The 13,932-nt window shown below is 39.9% G+C and carries 21 protein-coding genes, 1 pseudogene and 1 riboswitch; of the genes and pseudogenes, 19 read left to right on the forward strand and 3 right to left on the reverse strand.

Annotated elements, in window-relative coordinates; genetic code table 11:
- Nucleotides 1-26 precede the first annotated feature (26 nt).
- Nucleotides 27-476, reverse strand: a complete 450-nt coding sequence (locus tag C4S54_RS03350; protein ID WP_103868264.1) for a cysteine hydrolase family protein — start codon at nt 474-476, stop codon at nt 27-29.
- A gap of 193 nt (nt 477-669) precedes the next feature.
- On the opposite strand from C4S54_RS03350, the gene C4S54_RS03355 reads away from it, so the two are divergent.
- A complete protein-coding gene (locus C4S54_RS03355; RefSeq protein ID WP_146059960.1) occupies nt 670-1,782 on the forward strand; it encodes a putative glycoside hydrolase in 1,113 nt (370 codons plus the stop codon).
- Between the two features lie 4 nt (nt 1,783-1,786).
- On the opposite strand, the gene C4S54_RS03360 is transcribed toward C4S54_RS03355, so the two are convergent.
- Both C4S54_RS03360 and C4S54_RS03365 read right to left on the reverse strand, forming a co-directional pair.
- Nucleotides 1,787-2,005, reverse strand: a complete 219-nt coding sequence (locus tag C4S54_RS03360) for a hypothetical protein (RefSeq protein ID WP_103868266.1) — start codon at nt 2,003-2,005, stop codon at nt 1,787-1,789.
- A 121-nt stretch (nt 2,006-2,126) separates the two neighbouring features.
- Nucleotides 2,127-2,540, reverse strand: coding sequence for a hypothetical protein (locus tag C4S54_RS03365; RefSeq protein WP_103868267.1), 414 nt, complete (start codon nt 2,538-2,540; stop codon nt 2,127-2,129).
- Nucleotides 2,541-2,858: 318 nt separating this feature from the next.
- Between C4S54_RS03365 and C4S54_RS03370 the strand changes: the two genes are divergently transcribed.
- The 18 genes and pseudogenes from C4S54_RS03370 (at nt 2,859) to C4S54_RS03445 (ending at nt 13,915) form a co-directional block, all read left to right on the forward strand.
- Nucleotides 2,859-3,056: a hypothetical protein gene (locus C4S54_RS03370; protein ID WP_103868268.1), complete on the forward strand. Its 198-nt coding sequence runs from the start codon at nt 2,859-2,861 to the stop codon at nt 3,054-3,056.
- A gap of 13 nt (nt 3,057-3,069) precedes the next feature.
- Entirely contained in the window at nt 3,070-3,279 is a 210-nt protein-coding gene (locus C4S54_RS03375; RefSeq protein ID WP_103868269.1) for a PspC domain-containing protein, read from the forward strand.
- 126 nt (nt 3,280-3,405) lie between these two features.
- Nucleotides 3,406-4,782, forward strand: a complete 1,377-nt coding sequence (locus tag C4S54_RS03380) for a replication-associated recombination protein A (RefSeq protein ID WP_103868418.1) — start codon at nt 3,406-3,408, stop codon at nt 4,780-4,782.
- 97 nt (nt 4,783-4,879) lie between these two features.
- Nucleotides 4,880-4,954: riboswitch (cyclic di-GMP riboswitch) on the forward strand.
- 47 nt (nt 4,955-5,001) lie between these two features.
- The gene (locus C4S54_RS03385) at nt 5,002-5,970 is read left to right on the forward strand and encodes a DNA/RNA non-specific endonuclease (protein WP_103868270.1); all 969 of its coding nucleotides are present in this window, start codon (nt 5,002-5,004) and stop codon (nt 5,968-5,970) included.
- A gap of 21 nt (nt 5,971-5,991) precedes the next feature.
- Entirely contained in the window at nt 5,992-6,564 is a 573-nt protein-coding gene (locus C4S54_RS16080) for a hypothetical protein (RefSeq protein ID WP_200821036.1), read from the forward strand.
- Nucleotides 6,565-7,029: 465 nt separating this feature from the next.
- Nucleotides 7,030-7,248, forward strand: coding sequence for a hypothetical protein (locus C4S54_RS03395; protein ID WP_103868271.1), 219 nt, complete (start codon nt 7,030-7,032; stop codon nt 7,246-7,248).
- A gap of 217 nt (nt 7,249-7,465) precedes the next feature.
- Nucleotides 7,466-7,657 (forward strand): annotated as a pseudogene (locus tag C4S54_RS16420) (DUF4298 domain-containing protein); the annotation flags it as partial.
- A 27-nt stretch (nt 7,658-7,684) separates the two neighbouring features.
- On the forward strand, nt 7,685-7,987 hold the full coding sequence (locus C4S54_RS16425; RefSeq protein WP_200821040.1) for a Dabb family protein: 303 nt from the start codon (nt 7,685-7,687) through the stop codon (nt 7,985-7,987).
- An 89-nt stretch (nt 7,988-8,076) separates the two neighbouring features.
- Nucleotides 8,077-8,454, forward strand: a complete 378-nt coding sequence (locus C4S54_RS03405; protein ID WP_103868273.1) for a zinc ribbon domain-containing protein — start codon at nt 8,077-8,079, stop codon at nt 8,452-8,454.
- A gap of 4 nt (nt 8,455-8,458) precedes the next feature.
- Entirely contained in the window at nt 8,459-8,938 is a 480-nt protein-coding gene (locus C4S54_RS03410; protein WP_103868274.1) for a MazG nucleotide pyrophosphohydrolase domain-containing protein, read from the forward strand.
- A gap of 16 nt (nt 8,939-8,954) precedes the next feature.
- Entirely contained in the window at nt 8,955-9,374 is a 420-nt protein-coding gene (locus C4S54_RS03415) for a DUF523 domain-containing protein (RefSeq protein WP_103868275.1), read from the forward strand.
- 606 nt (nt 9,375-9,980) lie between these two features.
- Entirely contained in the window at nt 9,981-10,325 is a 345-nt protein-coding gene (locus C4S54_RS03420) for a hypothetical protein (protein WP_103868276.1), read from the forward strand.
- Nucleotides 10,288-10,422, forward strand: a complete 135-nt coding sequence (locus C4S54_RS16295) for a hypothetical protein (RefSeq protein ID WP_278308898.1) — start codon at nt 10,288-10,290, stop codon at nt 10,420-10,422. The genes C4S54_RS03420 and C4S54_RS16295 overlap by 38 nt, the downstream gene beginning before the upstream one ends.
- Nucleotides 10,423-10,557: 135 nt before the next feature.
- Nucleotides 10,558-11,163: a type IV toxin-antitoxin system AbiEi family antitoxin domain-containing protein gene (locus C4S54_RS03425; protein WP_242973730.1), complete on the forward strand. Its 606-nt coding sequence runs from the start codon at nt 10,558-10,560 to the stop codon at nt 11,161-11,163.
- Between the two features lies 1 nt (nt 11,164).
- Complete coding sequence (locus C4S54_RS03430; protein ID WP_242973731.1) at nt 11,165-11,971, forward strand: nucleotidyl transferase AbiEii/AbiGii toxin family protein; 807 nt, start codon at nt 11,165-11,167, stop codon at nt 11,969-11,971.
- A 184-nt stretch (nt 11,972-12,155) separates the two neighbouring features.
- Nucleotides 12,156-12,635, forward strand: coding sequence for a YbaK/EbsC family protein (locus tag C4S54_RS03435; RefSeq protein ID WP_103868278.1), 480 nt, complete (start codon nt 12,156-12,158; stop codon nt 12,633-12,635).
- Between the two features lie 68 nt (nt 12,636-12,703).
- The gene (locus tag C4S54_RS03440) at nt 12,704-13,075 is read left to right on the forward strand and encodes a YccF domain-containing protein (RefSeq protein WP_103868279.1); all 372 of its coding nucleotides are present in this window, start codon (nt 12,704-12,706) and stop codon (nt 13,073-13,075) included.
- 291 nt (nt 13,076-13,366) lie between these two features.
- The gene (locus C4S54_RS03445) at nt 13,367-13,915 is read left to right on the forward strand and encodes a GNAT family N-acetyltransferase (RefSeq protein ID WP_103868280.1); all 549 of its coding nucleotides are present in this window, start codon (nt 13,367-13,369) and stop codon (nt 13,913-13,915) included.
- Nucleotides 13,916-13,932 lie beyond the last annotated feature (17 nt).

Raw genomic sequence — 13,932 nt, forward strand, 5'->3', positions numbered from 1 at the left:
GAAGAGTGGAATAACGAGTAGCCATATTAAACGGTGATTATTACACCAGCATTTCTCAATTCTTTAAGCGTCTTTTCAAATATCTTTTCATTCCTGGCGGCTGTGCATTGCAGGTTAAGAGTTACTTTATAGCCTGCATTGACAGCATCCAGGCATGTTTTCTTTATGCAGCTGTTGCCATCTACACCTATTATCTCAAGTTCAGTAACGTTCTGAATCTTTAGCTCTTTTACAAAAGAATCATTTGTAAAGGCGCTTGGAAATTTCTTTTCATAGATGTGATCTGAGACTATGAGCAGATCTTTCGCAAGTGCATAACTATCATCATCTCCATTAATACCTATGTTGCGGACGTAGAAAACTTGGGCTCCAGTTGATTTAGCCGCAGCAATCCTAGCGTTGATCCTTGGCAGCAGGTCAGCGTCGTAGTAGTTTAGATATTTTTCTTGAACATCGATCACTAGTAGTATTTTCATATGATAATTATAGTGCTAAGCGTTTGTAGAATTAATAATAGTAAAACTTCTTTTTCATAACGAGCTGTCAGATAACTGGCAGCTCATCCTCCCAAAAGCTACCGGTCCGTATGACCGGCTTTTTTATGGTTAGAGAATAAATGTGGGTTTTGGTGTATGATATTAAGAGTCACATTAATTGGTCAAGGTAGCTATGAAAAAGAAATGTTTTAAAATACTGAGTAAAAAAATAATATTGTTATTCCTGGTGCTGACAATGGCTTTGGGACAGTCTAAAAACGTATATGCTGAAGGTGATGAGACAAGCCTTCCATCGACAGACCAAATACATGGAATATATGTAAGTGCTTATGTTGCCGGTACAAAAAACATGATGGAAGAGATGATCACTCATATAGATGGCAGTAATATCAATGCCGTTGTGATCGATGTCAAAAATGATGAGGGAAACATTGTCTTTGACATGAAATCAGATCTTATCGATAAGCTTGGAGCCAAAAATATACTTGTGAAAGACATGCCAGGGCTCATTGATACTCTTCATGAGCACGGAGTTTATACTATTGCCAGATGTGTTGCCTTCAGGGATCCGTATATAAAAGATGTAGAACCTGAGTGGATGTTAAGAACTGCAGATGGCGAAATATATGAAGATAATAAAGGCTTTAATTGGATGGATCCAAGAAATGACGACGTCTGCGACTACCTTATCGAGGTTGCTCTTTCTTGCAAAGACGCTGGGTTTGATGAAGTTCAGTTTGACTATGTAAGATTCCCCACCGGAATAACCGAAGAAGACCTTGGCATGAACGGATATGGTAGGAGAAAGGCCATTAACGACTTTGTAAGGACTGCTCACGCTAAACTTAAGTCATCGGGCATGCCTCTGTCACTGGATGTATTTGGAACTGTCATAAACTCAAAAGTAGACAGAAATATCGTTGGGCAGGAGTATTCCTGGCTTTCAATGGGATGTGAGTATTTATCTCCGATGATATATCCATCGCACTATTATGAAGGAACAATGGGCAATGATTATCCTGATCTTTACCCATATGAGACGATAGATGCAGCCATGAAGTACTCAGAGACAGCACTAAAAACCGTTAATCCGAACGGAAAGAGAGTGCAGGCATCAGTCAGGCCATGGCTTCAGGGCTTTACCGCATCTTATCTGAAAAAGTACCGCCAGTATGAGACAGAAGAAGTAAGGGAGCAGATAAAAGCTGTTAATGATAATGGTATTGACTCTTGGATCATCTGGAATCCGTCCTGCAAGTATCCATGGGAAGCGTTTACTGAATGAGACATCATTTTGTTTTTACAGAAATAAGTCTTAGATCACTGGTCCCAAAGAACAGTGAATTTCGTATCATACCTATCCTGAAGAGGTTAAAAACATAAAACATCGATTTCATGATGTTTATAAATCCAAATGTACTTACAAGTTCCTCAACAGTTGGAGAATAGCCCCATCTTCTTGAGTGATTTCCGACGTATTCTGCTATTTTTGTTTCAAGTATTCCCATTATTGTAATCCCCTTTGTGTGCTTTCATTATCGGCAGATATTACTCTAGTCGATATAAACATCTTATCGGCTTTGTGTGTTTGAAATGTTTCTGAAATATAAAGTATCTATAAAATCACTTTTACAACATTCTCTTTAGGTCATTTCGTATGCTTGTAACCTGATTTATAGCATTTTCACATTCATGTTTTGCTTTTCCAATCTGTGACTGGACGATGACATCCATTAAAAATCCGTCGCAGAAGAGATCTCCAAATGTAAGGAAGCCGTTAATATGCACAGATGAGTATCCATCTACGTCTCTTAGTTCTTTTGAGAATTTTTCGAGGGCTCTTTTGGCCTTATCTATTTCATTCTCAGCATCACTCATTTTACTGTGTTTTATAAGACCGCTGATAAATCCGCCACCAAGGGTGTCAAATAATCCCCATCCGCTTGCGCTGGAAAGGCACCTTTTGGCTCTTTCAAGGTGGTCAAGTGCAACATCAGCTGCTTCTATAGCTTCCTGTATTTCTCTTGTTCTTATATCATACATGGCTTTGCCTCCAAATTTTTGACAATAGTATTAAGTGTTAATGATATCTTAAAGCAACAGGGCAGATAGTAACATCACTTATTGAGAAGGATAACGGACTTTATTCTCCTTTTTTAGCGAAAAAGAGTACCGCCACCGGGAGCCTGCCGCAGTGACGGTACCTTATCTTTTTGGAAGATTGTTCATCTGATATCTTCCTAAAATCGAAGAATAGGAACTTCAAATACGCTAAAAATGTGATATATTCACACAACCTTGTGGGATACAATGTGTCTATAAAGAAATCAAAAATACGGCGGTTGCGAAAGGAGGATACCCATGAACGGATTTTGGAAAGGGTTCATTGTTGCGATGCTCATAGTATATGTGATTTCACCGGTAGATCTCATTCCCGGACCAGTAGATGATATTGTGCTGGTATTTCTTTCATACGTAGCCAGCAGGAGAAAAAATCTGGTTGAAAAAAGTGATGATGAGCGTATTGAAGTAATTGATGCAGATGGAAGGAAGCTTTAAGGGGGCATGTGTGATGGAAAAGAAATTATACAGAAGTAATGACAGAAAGATATTTGGTGTGTGCGGCGGTATTGCTGAGTATTTTGGATGGGATCCGACCGTGATAAGGATTCTATGGGCAGTTCTTACGATTTCAGGAGGTTCTGGAGCAGTAATATACTTAATTGCAGCACTCCTTATGGAAAACCATCCTGATTATACTAGCAGGTATGATAACAGATAAGATACACATCCGCCATTAAGGATGTTGATATAGGGGCTCCGGGGCTTTCACTGTCCCGGAGCTCATTTTTTGCCTGATGATGATATAATTTAAAGAGTGAAATTGAACAAAGGAGCATATGCTGATATGGATCTCTTTGAATATATGGCAGGCAATAGAAAAGAAAAAGAAGCGCCTTTAGCTGCAAGAATGCGCCCACAGACACTTGACGAAGTTGTGGGGCAGGAAGATATAATCGGCGAAGACAAGCTGCTATATCGTGCTATAAAGGCAGACAGATTAAGCTCAATAATCCTTTATGGACCTCCCGGGGTAGGAAAGACAACACTTGCGAAAGTGATCGCCAACACTACCTCGGCAGATTTCCATCAGGTCAACGCTACAATAGCCGGTAAAAAAGATATGGAATCCGTAGTTGAGACTGCCAAGAACAACCTTGGCGGATATGGAAGAAAGACAATTCTTTTCATCGACGAGATACACAGATTTAATAAGGCACAGCAGGATTACCTGCTTCCATACGTCGAAGACGGCACACTGATACTGATAGGTGCTACTACTGAGAATCCTTACTTTGAAGTGAATGGAGCGCTTATATCAAGGTCAAGGATATTTGAACTAAAGCCTCTCTCTAAAGAAAACATTCTGACTCTCATAAAAAGAGCTTTTGAGTCAGACAGGGGTGTAAAGCAGTATAACGCAGAGATAACGGATGAAGCGGCAGATTTCCTTGCAGACATAGCAGATGGCGATGCCAGAGCGGCGCTTAATGCAATAGAGTTGGCAGTGCTTACCACAAAACCTTCCGCAGATGCAAAAATCCATGTAGACCTTACAGTAGCTGAGGAGTGTATCCAGAAGAAAGCGATTCGCTATGATAAGACTGGTGATAACCACTATGACACAATAGCAGCATTCATAGAATCCATGTGTGGGTCGGATCCTGATGCAGCACTTTACTATCTTGGTCGTATGCTTGCTGCAGGTGAAGATGTGAAGTATATAGCCAGGAGAATGCTGGTTGCAGCATCTGAGGAGGTTGGAAACGCGGATCCCATGGCAATATGTGTTGCGGCTTCAGCTGCAATTGCAGTTGAGCGTGTCGGAATGCCTGAAGGAAGGATCATTCTTGCCCAGGCAGCAACCTATATAGCCTCTGCGCCTAAGTCCAATGCAGCTTATCTCGGGATAGAGAAGGTATTGCAGACAGTAAGAGAAACCGGAAACCTTCCAATCCCTCCTTATCTGCAGGATTCCTCATATAAAGGAGCTGCAAAGCTTGGAAGAGGTGTTGGATATAAGTATGCTCACAATTATCCCAATCACTGGGTAGAGCAGCAGTATCTCCCAGACGCGATAAAGGATATGATATTTTATGAGCCGAATGATATCGGTCATGAAAAAGATATAAAGGAATATTTCAGAAATATTGGAAAAGATCCACAGAGGTATGAATATAAGGATCCTTCCAAAGAAGGCAATCCTGAAAGACCGTGGGAATGAATTACCACTATTACGGTGGGAAAAGACATATTTTTAATGTTTTGTTAATAGAAATTTGATTGATTGAATATAACATGGGCACTACAATGTTTGTAGTGAAATACTTAGGTAAAACCGGAGTGATCCGGCGACACAAAGCTACAGGGACTTAATGAGTCAGCCAGCTGCAACTACACACCGCAGCTTTGCGGTGTTTTTGTTTTATAAGAGGAAGAACTGATGAGGGAAAGGAGAGCTGTTACAAGTACATATGCGCTGATAATTGCTTTCGAATTGCTGATATGTACAGTTTTCTCCTTCAATTTGTCAGCGATTCAGGTAGAGGCAGCGGAATCAGCGGCGTCGTTTTCTGGAAGCACATCTGTAACTCTAAATAATAATGTTCCAGAGTTTTCGGCGGATGAAATCACCACAGATTCTTATGAAAGCTATGGAAATTTTGATTCGCTTGGACGATGCACAGCAGCAATGGCCTGTGTTGGCAAGGACATAATGCCAACTGAAGAGCGTGGTTCTATCGGTTCTGTTAAGCCCACGGGCTGGAACCAAAACAAATACCCGGGAATTGTAAATTCTGAACCACCATATCTTTACAATAGATGTCATCTCATCGGATATCAGCTGACTGGCGAAAACGCTAACGAAAAGAATCTTATAACTGGGACAAGATATTTTAATATCGAGGGAATGCTTCCCTATGAAAACAGGGTTGCCGGATACGTAGAATCAACTGGAAATCATGTGATGTACAGGGTTACGCCAATCTTCTCAGGTAATAATCTCCTTTGCGATGGTGTGAAGATGGAAGCTTACTCTGTAGAAGATGGCGGAAGTGGAGTAAGTTTTAATGTATTCTGCTACAATGTACAGCCTGGAGTCCTGATCAATTATGCAGATGGCAGTAACCAGCTTGATGAAGGCTTTGTCATAACTTCAAATGAGACAGAGCAGGGGCTCACAAAAAGCTCGCCAGATCAAACTGAAACAGCAGTTGAAGCACAGACTGAGCAAGCCGACCAACCTCCCCAGAGTGCAAGCTATATTGCCAATAAAAATACCAAGAAGTTTCATTATCCGTCATGCAGCAGTGTAAGTGACATGAAGGAAAAGAATAAGCTTTATTATGAAGGTTCAAGGGATGACCTTATAAATCAGGGATACGTTCCATGTAAGAGATGTAACCCATAAGAACACCAGGAGGGACAAGAAATGAAGTATCTTATCAAGAAACAGTTATTAACAGTGGTATTAGCTGCGACAATGGTATTTGGAGCTTTTGCTCCTGCAAAAGTGGCTTTAGCAGCAGGAACAGCAGCTTCAGCAACAGCAACGGAATCAAAAGAAGTACAGGCCTTAAAGACCTACAAGGGAAACACCACAACCTTTAATGCCTATGACTACTATATAAATAACGTGGATCTTCAGACAGCCATAGGCGCTGATGGAGATGCTCTTTTAAAGCACTATAATGAACATGGAAAAGCTGAAGGCAGGGTTGCTATAGCAGCCACAACTACAGCTTCTGCTACAACTACATCGACAGCAGGAACAGCTTCTAAGGGAACAAAAAGTAATGGCGGAAATGGTTTCGATACTTATAACATCCCGTCACAACAGCAGACTGAGGCATCTTACGTTCTGAATACCAACACCAAGAAGTTTCATTACCCCTCTTGTAATGACGTTAAGAAAATCAAACCTGAAAACTATGCGACATCTTCATTAAGCCGCGATGATATCATTGCCCAGGGATATTCTTCTTGCGGACACTGCCATCCATAAGCAGTAGTATTTAGGCGATTGAGTTCCTATAATACCATAATACCGAAAAAAGTAAGGATGTATCTGATTGTAGCTAAAACTGCAGTCAGGGCATCCTTTTATTTTGGCAGCTAAATGGCTGAATATACCATACAGAACAATACAATATTAACTTGAATATCGATCACTAGTAGTATTTTCATATGTCAATTATAGCGCTAAGGGATTAATGAGAATATATTAAGCCGCTATATTTCCTGAATTAGGAAATGTAGCGGCGTTGTTTTAGGGAGGAACCTTCGGATATTCTCCGAAGGGGTTTGTGTTATGAAAAAGCATTATTTTGTGGGGGTCAAGAAGTTGTGTTCTTCTTGATGTCTTTATATTACGATTTGAACTTTAATTGAAATTAAAAATGTTATGAAAGAAAAATAAAGCAAATACAAGTGGGATTTTATATAATGGTAGATAAGTGAGGAAAAGGCTATGGTTGGTAAATATCCAGTAATAACTTTGTGTGGTAGCACACGTTTTAAGAATGAATTTATGGAAGCGCAGAAGAGACTTACATTGGAAGGCAACATCGTTATCACTGTAGCCATACCTTGTTCGGTGCAAAAATACGGCAAATCTGCCTATATCAAGGAATTTGTGAATGGAGCAGTTGATTTTTGGGTTGGTGCTCTGCCTATATTAAAGGGATAGGGAATAGAGGCAGTTGATTTTGCAGTAATTGTTCTGCCTATATTGTAAAAAGCGCTAGAGAGGCAGAAAAATAGGGCTAAAATTCTCTGCCTATATTTATAAAAAGTATAATAGAGGCAGAACCGGACGTCTAAAAAGCACTGCCTCTATTTAAGAAAAATGCGATATAGGCAGAGATATGCCTCTTAAACACACTGCCTATATTACAAGAATATAAATGGTAGCAGAACAAAAGCTACTAGAAAGTTCAATTGGAATATATTTCAAGATAATTGACGATGAGTATTACTCCAGCCAGGATTGGAAAGATGATCTTGCCTTGGATGAAGATGGGCGTTTACCAAAAGAACTGAAGCGTGGAGTTCTTTCTGAAGATGGAATCTATGATGCGCTTGAGCGGAATAATGAATTAATGGAAAGGATAAAGGGAACGAGAATGGTTAAGCATGTGATTTTATGGACACTAAAAGACGAGCTTTCTGCAGAGGAGAAGGCAGCTATCAAGCAGGGAATCAAAGAAGGGCTTGAGGGGTTAAAGGGCAAGGTCCCCGGGATCGTTGATATCAAGGTTAATATAAATGGCCTTGAGTCCTCTAACGCAGACCTGATGCTTGATTCAACTTTTGAGAGTGTAGAGGCACTTAAGGGATATTCTGTACATCCTGAGCATGTAGCAGTGGCTGATTCCAAGGTAAGACCTTATACCAAGATCAGAAGTTGTCTGGATTATGAGACTTAAGGCATGATAAAGCAGGTAGTCAGAGATCAGTTCTTTTTACAGCAAAACTCTGAGCTTGCAAAATATATAAAACAGGGGTGAAGAGATAAATGTTTTTTATTATGGGAATCACAGATGGCAGGAAAGACTTTAACTTTAATCAGCTGATCACCTGTTCCATCTGCGGGAAATATGGACGTTTCAACGTGTTTATGACATATACAGTGCTGTCTCTTTTCTTTATACCGACTTTCAAGTGGAACAGACATTACTATGTGCAGACTAGCTGCTGCGGAACTGTTTATGAGCTTGATCCGGAGATTGGTAAGATGATTGCCAGGGGTGAGGAGATAGAGATACTGCCAAGCCATCTGACTCAGGTAAGCAGTGGAAGAGGATTTACTACTGGCTATAAGAGATGCAGGCAGTGCGGATACGAGACAACTGAGGATTTTGATTTTTGCCCGAAATGTGGAACGAGGTTTTGATAGAATGACAGAGATAAGCAGGCTGAAAAGTATAGTAGAGACGCTTCGAAGTGAAAACGGCTGTTCCTGGGATAAGGTGCAGACACATTCCAGCTTGAAAGCTGCGTGCATAGAGGAAGCAGCGGAAGTTGTTGGAGGAATCAACATTCTCGAAAAGACTGGGGATGCGGCAAACCTAAGGGAAGAGCTTGGGGATCTGCTGTTGCAGGTAATGTTTCACTCTGTAATCGCAGAGGAAGAGGGGCTATTTACTTTTGAAGATGTTGCAAAGACCATTTCAGATAAGATGGTCAGGAGACATCCGCATGTTTTTGAGGGCGTGAAATATGCTTCAGAAGAAGAACTTCACGAAGCCTGGGCTGCGATAAAGAAGGAAGAGAAGAAAGGCAGAGAGTGGGAAGCAGATTACCTTGAAGGGGCTTTCAATGAGGCATCTGAGCTCATTGAAAAAGCTAAGGAGCGTAAGGGGGTTAATAGCAAATGAAGGATGGAAAACTGTAATGGTCATAGCTGTTAGCGCATGCCTTTTAGGGGAAAACTGCAAATACAACGGTGGGAATAACTACAGCGAGAAGGTCAAGGCTTTCTGTGAAGGGCACGAGGTGATTCCTGTATGTCCGGAGGTAATGGGAGGTCTTCCTACACCAAGGATTCCGGCTGAGATAGTGAACGGAGTTGTTACCAATAAAGAAGGCAAGATTGTTGATAAAGAGTTCAGATCCGGAGCAGAGGCAGCCTTTAAGAAGATAATGGATGCCGGTGCTGAAGTTTGTATTCTTCAGTCAAGAAGCCCAAGCTGCGGAGTAAAAGAGGTTTACGATGGCTCTTTTACCGGAAAGAAGATCCCAGGCATGGGAGTGTTTGCTCAGATGGTTAGTGAAACATCGATTAAGCTAATTGATGTGGAGGATTTGGACTGATTAAGAGAATGCTAAAGGTGCCAGGATCTCTTTTGTATGATGAGTACGGATAAGTTGGTCCATTTAGGACAATCTTATCCGTAAACCAAGAATCAAAATCACCAAAAACCTAAAGAGAACAAGGAGCATTACTGCATATTAAATGAAATCCTAGAATGTGCAGTAGTGCTTTCTTTTGAATACTGTATCATTTAAAAGAACTGTATTCATACAGTAACGTGATTACTGTAATTATCTTGGTTTTCAAAATCCTACAGTAAATGTAAAAAATATTTACTGTAGATCTCTAAATTATCTTATTCCTGCAGTAGTAAATCTGGCAGGACTAATCAATAAAAGAAAAATAATACTGTATCAATAATATTTTTTGCGTTGGTGCAGTAGTGGGAATAAATAATTACTGTACCAGGAGTTAAAATCTCTTTTGTACAGTATAAATAGCAAAAACCTAGAAAAAGTACGGATAAATCGGTTCATAAAAGCCAATCTTATCCGTAATCCGCAATCCCCAAAAGATTGAACACTAGTTCGCGGATGAAGAGGCCTTTTTTGGACACCTGTTATGGCAGAATAGGATTATCAAAAAAGGAATGGAGATTGTGAATTATGAAAAGAATAATATTAAGTGTTTTAGTAGCAGTAATGATGATGGTAACGGCAGTGGGAATGTCATCTATATCAGTAGAGGCAGCAGGTAAGAAGACAACAACCAGTTATTCATCAAGTAAGAAGAGTTCTAAGAAGAAAACAACAAGCAGCAAGAGCGCGTCCAAGAAGAGAAGTTCAAAGTCATCAAAGAAATCCTATGATTCTTACGATGTGCACAGTTACAAATCAGCCCAGGACTTCGCTGATGATAAGTACGAAGAGTTTTATGATTACGAAGATGACTATGAAGATGAAGACGAAGCTTATGATGCAGCAGAAGATTACTGGAACGATAACTATTGATGCGTGGCTGAGAGGAAAAGGAAACAGCAAAGCTGATGATGGCCATGTGATTGTGGATGTCAGGCGTCAGGATGAGTTTGGCGGAATCATCGGCTGAACCGGAGAGGTTGTTACAGAGGAGACGAATAAATAATTTCTTATAGGAGCTGCTTTAGGAGTGAGGTTCGACAAAATAAAAGAGTAAATATCGGCAAAAAATATAATATTACCGATATTTACTTGAATTCATTCTATGTACAGAGTATATTTAAGTAAAAGTAGGAATAAAAACATTTTTTACCGAGGATTACTTAAAATGATTATGTCATATGAAGAAGCAATAAAAGAATACGGCTCAGATTATAAACTCAAGAAGGCCATAGATTCAGGCAATGTTTTTAAAATTGAAAATGGGATATATTCAAGTCGAAAGTACAATAATGAGCTGGAAGTTATATTGAAAAAATATCCAAAAGCCATACTTGCAGGAGAATATGCTTTCTATATTCATGGTCTTACAGATGTTATACCAGAGAAATATTTTCTCGCGACATCTTCCAAAGCTGCTCGGATTACAGATAAGAGAGTGGAGCAGCTATATGTGCGTCAGGATCTTTTACCACTTGGAGTACAGGAAATAGAAAAGAATGGAGTTGTTGTAAGGATATATGATAAAGAACGCATGCTCATCGAACTTCTTCGGAATAAGAATTCTATGCCTTATGACATCTATAAAGAGATTCTGTTAAATTATAGGGGAATAATAGGTGACCTTGAAATATGGCGGATCCAGGAGTATGCCGAAATATTCCCAAAAAGCAAAATGATTTCCAAAGCCCTGGATGAGGAGGTAATGTAAATTGAATATAAATGAAATGATAGATATATACATGGAAGATGGTTTGACAAGAGAGCTTGCCGCAGCAAGAGTCTGTCAGGATGTTGTTTTGAAGGCTATATCGATTGGACCGCTAAACAGGAATGTTACAATAAAAGGTGGTGTTGTCATGCGTAGTATTACGAACAATAACAGGCGAGCAACACGTGACATAGATCTGGACTTTATCCATTATTCTATTTCTGATGAATCCATAAGACTGTTTGTAGAGAAATTAAACTGCATAGATGGGCTCAATATTGCAATCACCAGCGATATCAAAGAACTAAAGCATCAGGATTATCATGGAAAAAGTATAGAAGTATTGATCACTGATGAATCCGGAAGCAGCATCAGTAGCAAAATCGACATTGGGGTACATAAGGATCTGGACGTTGAACAGGAAGAGTACTGCTTTGATGTTTGTATGGATGAAAACGGGGCGAGCCTGTTGAAAAACACAGTTGAACAGTCTTTTACAGAGAAATTGCGTTCTCTTCTGATATTTGGCAGTAATAGCCGAAGATACAAGGATATTTATGACATGTATTATCAAAAGACAGTTGCTAAAAGAGATAAGCTTTTAAACTTGATTGACCACTATATTCTTTCTGACCCTGGAATGAGAGAAAACACGATGGGAGAAATTATTACTCGAGTGTCAAATACATTTAGAGATAAGCAATATCTGAAAAGAGTTGATAGCTCAAGGCAACGCTGGGTGGATGACGATATAAACGAAATAGCAGATGCCATTGTAAAATATCTGTCTGATTTTAATGTTTTGTAATAATCGGTTAATAGCTATAAAATATGAGGGCAGCTCATCTTCTGGCTTTTTTCTTTTGCTGACCTTGGAATTAATTCTGATATAACCCCAGACTATCACCGGCTATAGGAAAATACATACGCAGAATAAGCGCTATTGTGCCTATAATGGTAACAAAAAATGATTGTTTCCGTGGAGGGCAAAAATGGTCAATGAAAAGGTAAAAGAGTTTCTTATATCCAATAACCTTGGTGACAGGCTTACAGAACATACAGAAACGATTGATACAGTTGAACATGCTGCACAGCAGATAGGCTGTACCGAACCGGAGATTGCAAAGACATTGTCTTTTGTAGTAGATGAAAAGCCTGTAATTGTGGTAATGGCAGGCGATGGTAAGGTTAACAGTTCTAAGTTCAAATCGCTATTTCACACTAAGCCACACATGATTCCCAGGGATCAGGTAGAGAGTATCACGGGATTCCAGCCAGGCGGAGTCTGTCCTTTTGCTGTGGCTAATAACATCCCTATCTGGCTTGATGTATCCATGAAGAGATTTGAATATGTCCACCCTGCAGGAGGTAATGAGTTCACTTCTGTCAAAGTGACACCTTCAGAACTTGAAGCTGTTACCGGAGCCGAGGGCTGGTGCGATGTATGTAAAGGATGGGAAGAAGACGAGTAAAGAAAAATAGAGCAATTACTACTGAAATTTCATATAATGGTTAAAAAGGGGTGTTTAAAGGAGGGATTATGAGGTTTATAGGAAATGTTATCTGGATATTATGCGGAGGGCTTCTTAGTGCCCTGGGATGGTGGTTTGTAGGGCTGCTCTGGTGTTGCACAGTTGTTGGGATTCCTGTGGGACTTCAGTGCTTTAAGCTGTCCTCAATATCACTGAATCCTTTCGGAAAAGAGGTTGTGGATGAAGGCGGAGCGGTATCTCTGCTTCTTAATATTCTTTGGATCTGCCTCTCCGGAATTGAACTTGCAATTGCAAATGCAATTATTGGATGTATTTTATGTGTCACCATTATTGGAATTCCTTTTGGTAAGCAATTCTTTAAGATTGCGAGAGTAGCTCTTTTCCCATTTGGGGCAAAGGTTGTTAGGGTTCATTATTAATGGTCAATTGAAATGAAAAAACATATTGACAGCAAGTTGTCAGATAATTATACTAACAACTAATAATTTTCAGAAAGAGAGCAGCTATGATTAAGAGTATCCTCGTCAATTCTAATATGGTCAATAACGAATCCGTGAAATACAATCAGGGATCTGTTTTTGATATGCATGATGAGGAATAGTTACAATAGAGCATAGCTGTATTGTAATTATGATATGTGAGCCTCATCAGACAAGTCGTTTGATGGGGCATTTTTTAGCAGAGGCACATATAGAAAGAAGAGGTGGAAAATGGTTTTTGAAGAAAAAGAGTATATGCTCGGGGAAAAGAAAATATTGCTTCGAAGCGCTAAGCCGGAGGAGGCGCAGCTTTTGGTTGATTATCTGAAAACTGTTTGCGGAGAAACAAGGTTTCTTCTCTGCGACCCTGATGAAGTAAAGTACACGGCTGAGTCTGAGGTAGAGTTTATCAATGCCAAGAATTCATCTGAGGATTCCATGCTGATACTTGCTTTTGTTGATGGAGAATATGCGGGCAACTGTTCATTTCAGCCTATAGGAAGCAGACGCAGGGCCAAGCATCGTGTAGATATCGGAATTGCTCTTTATCAGAAGTACACTGGATTTGGGCTGGGACGTCTCATGCTGGAGCAGCTTCTTTTTACAATAAAAGAGCTGGGATATGAGCAGGCAGAACTTACGGTAGTTGGTGGTAATGACAGGGCATATCACCTCTATGAGAGCCTTGGCTTTAAGGAGTGCGGAAGGATACCGAAGGCAAACAAGTACCAGGACGGTACTTATGCAGATGATATTCATATGGTTAAGAAACTGCAATAATTCAAGATAAGCAGATA

This window comes from Butyrivibrio sp. Su6 (assembly GCF_900108105.1).
In the GTDB taxonomy this organism is placed as follows: domain Bacteria; phylum Bacillota; class Clostridia; order Lachnospirales; family Lachnospiraceae; genus Butyrivibrio.

Excerpts from the sequence above, each read along its gene's own strand:
- C4S54_RS03425 (WP_242973730.1), top strand. The coding sequence starts at position 10,558 with ATGTACAGAGTATATTTAAGTAAAAGTAGGAATAAAAACATTTTTTAC.
- C4S54_RS03420 (WP_103868276.1), top strand. The coding sequence starts at position 9,981 with ATGAAAAGAATAATATTAAGTGTTTTAGTAGCAGTAATGATGATGGTA.
- C4S54_RS03360 (WP_103868266.1), bottom strand. The coding sequence starts at position 2,005 with ATGGGAATACTTGAAACAAAAATAGCAGAATACGTCGGAAATCACTCA.
- C4S54_RS03445 (WP_103868280.1), top strand. The coding sequence starts at position 13,367 with ATGGTTTTTGAAGAAAAAGAGTATATGCTCGGGGAAAAGAAAATATTG.
- C4S54_RS03350 (WP_103868264.1), bottom strand. The coding sequence starts at position 476 with ATGAAAATACTACTAGTGATCGATGTTCAAGAAAAATATCTAAACTAC.
- C4S54_RS16295 (WP_278308898.1), top strand. The coding sequence starts at position 10,288 with ATGATGCAGCAGAAGATTACTGGAACGATAACTATTGATGCGTGGCTG.
- C4S54_RS03375 (WP_103868269.1), top strand. The coding sequence starts at position 3,070 with ATGGAAAAGAAATTATACAGAAGTAATGACAGAAAGATATTTGGTGTG.
- C4S54_RS03405 (WP_103868273.1), top strand. The coding sequence starts at position 8,077 with ATGTTTTTTATTATGGGAATCACAGATGGCAGGAAAGACTTTAACTTT.
- C4S54_RS16080 (WP_200821036.1), top strand. The coding sequence starts at position 5,992 with ATGAAGTATCTTATCAAGAAACAGTTATTAACAGTGGTATTAGCTGCG.
- C4S54_RS03440 (WP_103868279.1), top strand. The coding sequence starts at position 12,704 with ATGAGGTTTATAGGAAATGTTATCTGGATATTATGCGGAGGGCTTCTT.
- C4S54_RS03385 (WP_103868270.1), top strand. The coding sequence starts at position 5,002 with ATGAGGGAAAGGAGAGCTGTTACAAGTACATATGCGCTGATAATTGCT.
- C4S54_RS03410 (WP_103868274.1), top strand. The coding sequence starts at position 8,459 with ATGACAGAGATAAGCAGGCTGAAAAGTATAGTAGAGACGCTTCGAAGT.
- C4S54_RS03395 (WP_103868271.1), top strand. The coding sequence starts at position 7,030 with ATGGTTGGTAAATATCCAGTAATAACTTTGTGTGGTAGCACACGTTTT.
- C4S54_RS16425 (WP_200821040.1), top strand. The coding sequence starts at position 7,685 with ATGGTTAAGCATGTGATTTTATGGACACTAAAAGACGAGCTTTCTGCA.
- C4S54_RS03355 (WP_146059960.1), top strand. The coding sequence starts at position 670 with ATGAAAAAGAAATGTTTTAAAATACTGAGTAAAAAAATAATATTGTTA.
- C4S54_RS03370 (WP_103868268.1), top strand. The coding sequence starts at position 2,859 with ATGAACGGATTTTGGAAAGGGTTCATTGTTGCGATGCTCATAGTATAT.
- C4S54_RS03415 (WP_103868275.1), top strand. The coding sequence starts at position 8,955 with ATGGTCATAGCTGTTAGCGCATGCCTTTTAGGGGAAAACTGCAAATAC.
- C4S54_RS03380 (WP_103868418.1), top strand. The coding sequence starts at position 3,406 with ATGGATCTCTTTGAATATATGGCAGGCAATAGAAAAGAAAAAGAAGCG.
- C4S54_RS03365 (WP_103868267.1), bottom strand. The coding sequence starts at position 2,540 with ATGTATGATATAAGAACAAGAGAAATACAGGAAGCTATAGAAGCAGCT.
- C4S54_RS03435 (WP_103868278.1), top strand. The coding sequence starts at position 12,156 with ATGGTCAATGAAAAGGTAAAAGAGTTTCTTATATCCAATAACCTTGGT.